This window comes from Herbiconiux daphne (assembly GCF_024979295.1).
Lineage (GTDB): Bacteria > Actinomycetota > Actinomycetes > Actinomycetales > Microbacteriaceae > Herbiconiux > Herbiconiux daphnes.
Genome location: NZ_JANLCJ010000495.1, coordinates 1 through 633 on the forward strand (window position 1 = coordinate 1; position 633 = coordinate 633).

General features: G+C 45.5%; 1 protein-coding gene. It reads right to left on the minus strand.

Going from position 1 to position 633, the window contains the following annotated elements; translation table 11 throughout:
* On the minus strand, positions 1-633 hold a 633-nt coding region (locus tag N1032_RS26055), incomplete at both ends, for a phage portal protein (RefSeq protein WP_259543528.1).

The window sequence follows — 633 nt, forward strand, 5'->3', positions numbered from 1 at the left end:
CCGTCATTTTGGACATGATGCCAAATGTCATTGCTTTGCCGCTGTAATCCATGCGGGTGTTCTTATCCGTGAAGACCCCATCATCAAAGTCCACGGTGATGTCCGGTGCAACATTACCCGAATAAACACCCATGGCACTCGCTAGTTCTAAGATGCTGATAACTAGGTCGCTTAGGCATTCCGAAACGATTAGCACATTGTCTTGTCGTGTTTGAAATGTGTCGGTATTCTCGGACACGATTTCCGTCGCCGTTTTGACCGATTGACCATCAAATGAGAAGGTGCCCGCACTAAATCCGTTTTGCATTTCGATGATGCGTAAAATGAAGTTGATGGATTCAATGAATTCGCTTGACCGCAATGATGGCGCAAACTCGTCGATGAATTCTTCATCGGCACGTAACTTTTGGAACACCGAAGTCTTAGAATCAAAGCGACGGATTGGTCGACCATTGGCGTCATACTTCACACGGAAAAAGTGGTCGGATGCCAAAATCTTGCGTCCGGCTTCTTCGATTTCCCACATGAATTGGTCATACTTTTCGTTAAGGTCAAAGAATTGTTTATAAGCATTGTCGATGACCCCAAGACCTAATGGCGAACCATAGGAAATGTTGTTCTTTCCGGCAAGCT